Origin of the sequence: Levilactobacillus lanxiensis (genome assembly GCF_016861655.1) — a bacterium.
In the GTDB taxonomy this organism is placed as follows: Bacteria; Bacillota; Bacilli; order Lactobacillales; family Lactobacillaceae; genus Levilactobacillus; species Levilactobacillus lanxiensis.
Genome location: NZ_BOLN01000023.1, coordinates 1 through 3402, shown reverse-complemented (window position 1 = coordinate 3402; position 3402 = coordinate 1). Strand labels below are relative to the sequence as shown.

3 protein-coding genes are annotated in these 3402 nt (G+C 47.1%); 2 read left to right on the top strand and 1 reads right to left on the bottom strand.

What is annotated here, in order from left to right:
- Positions 1-524 precede the first annotated feature (524 nt).
- The gene (locus JUF22_RS13745; protein WP_203647226.1) at positions 525-1109 is read right to left on the bottom strand and encodes a helix-turn-helix domain-containing protein; all 585 of its coding nucleotides are present in this window, start codon (positions 1107-1109) and stop codon (positions 525-527) included.
- Between the two features lie 142 nt (positions 1110-1251).
- Here JUF22_RS13745 and JUF22_RS13740 point away from each other — a divergent pair, with 142 nt between their 5' ends.
- A complete protein-coding gene (locus JUF22_RS13740; protein ID WP_203647224.1) occupies positions 1252-2154 on the top strand; it encodes an ABC transporter ATP-binding protein in 903 nt (300 codons plus the stop codon).
- A gap of 3 nt (positions 2155-2157) precedes the next feature.
- Positions 2158-2931 carry an ABC transporter permease gene (locus JUF22_RS13735; protein WP_203647222.1) on the top strand — a complete coding sequence of 258 codons (774 nt, stop codon included), beginning with the start codon at positions 2158-2160 and terminating at the stop codon, positions 2929-2931.
- The last annotated feature ends 471 nt before the right edge of the window (positions 2932-3402 follow it).

Sequence of the window (3402 nt, the reverse complement as noted above, 5' to 3'; positions counted from 1 at the left end):
AGCACGCCGATAGTAGTTGGGGGATCGCCCCCTGCGAGGATAGGACGTTGCCACGCAAACGTAAGGAACCCAGTGATGGGTTCCTTTTTTTGTGCAGAAATTTAAAAGAGGACTGGCGCATGACCGCAGCGGAAGCAAGACGGGCAACACCGTCGCGTCAGAAATAAAATGAATGTATAGATTCGGAGGATTTCCTGAAGCTACTGGTCACGACTTCTATCTAGGACTAGGGAACACGTACAAACGAGTCAAAAACGCAGTAAGTCATGGCCGGAATCTTGAGTTGACGGGACGTTTTCAGATTTTATAACAATTAGATTGTGGACGTTCCAGTTCTGATAGTGATGTGCAGCTAAATTGACGATGGCTGATAATGATTGAACACATTACTGTCAAAAGTCCGTACTGGCCCACTAAACAAGATTAGAAGAATAGTCAATTTAAAAAGGTAACGGCACTTCCATGCAGGAAGGTCGTTACCTTTTTGTGAGCAGTTACAGTAGTCCTTATAGATAACGATCACTCTAGCGTTGTGTAACCTTAGTTGATCGCGATTGCCAGCACTTTCTGACCAATGCAATGATAACGACCAGGCCACTGAATTGGCAGGTCGTCATTAGGCCAAAGCCCATGTTAAAGGCGTTGATACTCCCACTACCGAGACTGAGTGCGGCAAATACCGTTAAGCCAATCCAATGTATCCGCTTCGTCCAAGTGTTCGGGTAGTGCCGGGCAATGCCCAAGTTGAGCATAAGACCAATCAGCAAGAGGATGAGAAAGTCCATCCAGTAAAGAGCAGGGAACGTTGAAAATTGGGTGACACGTTCCACCAGGAGAACGCCAAAGAGAACGACTAATAGGCTGGCGTTTGGGTGGACAACTGGTTTCGTTACGGATGCGGTTGCTGTGTCCTGTAAGAGGTTATCTACTGGGACGGCATATAGAGTAGCTAATTGGGTAATGGTGGCGATGTCCGGTTGGTTCCGGCCAGTCTCCCAACTGGAAACGGTCTGCCGTGAGACGTGTAGTTGGTCTGCCAGTGCCGTTTGGGTCAGCTGTTGCGTTTGTCGGAATTTTTTCAAACGCGCGCCTAGTTCTGTCGATGCCATGGGGGCACCTCACTTCCTTGATAATTGCTATTGACTCTATCATAGAGAATCGTCTGGAAATAGCAAGCTATTCTCGCTAGCATCCGTATCATTCGGGGATTTGAACGGGTACGCTGAAAGGGAGTAGAGGAGATGATGTCCAGTGCAAAATGGACAAGTGAAAATGATTCAGGTAACCGGGCTGCGGAAAAAGTTCGGTCGCCATGTGGTCTTACGTGATGTGAATTTTGCATTTTCAACTGGTGAAGTTGTCGGCTTAGTCGGGCCCAATGGTGCGGGCAAGACGACCATTATGAAAGCCTTATTGGGACTACTAGCTACGGATGCTGGCAACGTTCGGATTTTGGGACAACCCGTTTCAGTCAATACCCATACTGTTGTGACCCAACAGGTAGGCGCGCTCATTGAACACCCAGCAATTTATCCATTTCTGACTGGCTGGCAACATTTGCAACTGATGACGACTTCCGTGGAACAAATGAAGTGGGTGGTGCAGGCCCTCCAAATGGAAACCTATATTCACCGGCCAGCCAAGCGGTATTCACTCGGCATGAAACAAAAGCTGGGAATTGCCATGGCGCTGGTGAATCGCCCACGGTTAGTCATATTGGACGAACCGATGAATGGATTAGACCCCCAGTCGGTTAAGCGACTGCGCCATTTGATTGGTCAGTTGGCAGGGGAAGGGACCACATTTTTAATTTCCAGCCATATTTTGAGTGAGCTGGAAAAGATCATTGATACGGTGATTTTAATTGATCAGGGAGAAGTGTTGTTGCAACGGACGATGGTACAACTTCATGAATCGGCGCGGCAAGCATTAGTGGTGCGGACGACGGAAAATGCCCGAGGGTTGCAGGTACTTTTACAGGCAGACTATCCGGTGACACAGCGGGGCAGCAACCTAATCGTGGCGAATCCGGTTGCGTTGACGCCCTTGCTGCGGACCCTTCTCGACGCGCATCTTCAAATTTTAAAGATAAACCAGCACCGGGAAGATTTAGAGACAGTTTTGTTGCGCTTATTGGCAGAGAGGAAGGCATAGACCATGGGACAATTAATTCAGCAGGAGATTTTTAAATTCAGACATCAACGTATGGCGTGGCTGGCCCCCGTCATCTTAGTGTTTTTAATGGGCGTATTGGCCATGACGGCCCACGGCGCATCAGTCAGTGATCAGAAATTTTATATTTCATCGGCGTATGGCGGGTTTCAATGGCTGACGATGCTCATCATTGTGATTGGCGCTAGCTGTGTGACCATGGAATTCGAGTATGGGACGATCAAACAGTTGGCAACGCAGGTGAATCATCGCTGGACAATCTTTGTGGGGAAGTATGTCCTAGTTCTCGGGTATAGCGTGTTAGGTCATGGGCTGGCCATCCTCATGACACTATTGCTCAAGACTAGTGCTGGTCGGGGCCTACACTGGCAGACCATGTATCTCTATCACCAATCGCTATTAGCTAATCTAGTGACTAATGCGGGGCTGGATATGTATGGTGGCATGATGATTATTGGACTGGTCTTCTTGCTGGCAAGCTGTAGCCATAACAATGCGGCGGCCATCGCTATTGGTATGGGTGTCTGTTTCACGGGGGAAGGGGTATCCAGTTTGTTATTGCAGTCGTTTAAGTCGTTATTGCCTGTGATGAAATGGAATCCGTTTAACATGTTATTCTTACAGGAGGAGTATGCCAATCCCAGTTATCAGCAGAACGTGACCCATTTGACGATTCAGCAGTTGAGTGTCGGCAGTCTTGTGTGGGCGTTATTCTTTGTAACGGTCGGTGCGGTGATCTTTTCGAGACGGCGGATTTAGGCTTGGCCGGAAATATGAGTTGCAAATTAGACAGGGTGGCAAGCGTCACGGCGACATCCACCCAAAAGAGACTTCTGGCCAGTGATGTGGGGAGAGCAAGGGACGGTCCTGGAGCCGCCACAAACGAATAGTGAGGTTATCGATATTAATTTGGGATTTTTGTTGACAGTGAGATGATGCGCATGGTATATTATCTAAGTTGTCTTTTACGACAGCGACTCATTAATTTAAAAAGTTAAATTGCTTGTTGACAAGTAGTCTAACAAAATGGTATATTGATTGAGCTGCTTCGTTAGGAAGCACATTTAACAAGTTGTTGATTAAATAAAACTTCTTGTTGACATCAAATCAGTTAAATGATATGATAATTAAGTTGTCTGCGAGAGCAGATGACTGGTAGACCTTTGAAAACTGAACATTGTTTCGACAAACCAAATATGTGTAGGGCGGTTTGATACTTGGTATCAAACC

Excerpts from the sequence above, each read along its gene's own strand:
- JUF22_RS13735 (WP_203647222.1), top strand. The coding sequence starts at position 2,158 with ATGGGACAATTAATTCAGCAGGAGATTTTTAAATTCAGACATCAACGT.
- JUF22_RS13745 (WP_203647226.1), bottom strand. The coding sequence starts at position 1,109 with ATGGCATCGACAGAACTAGGCGCGCGTTTGAAAAAATTCCGACAAACG.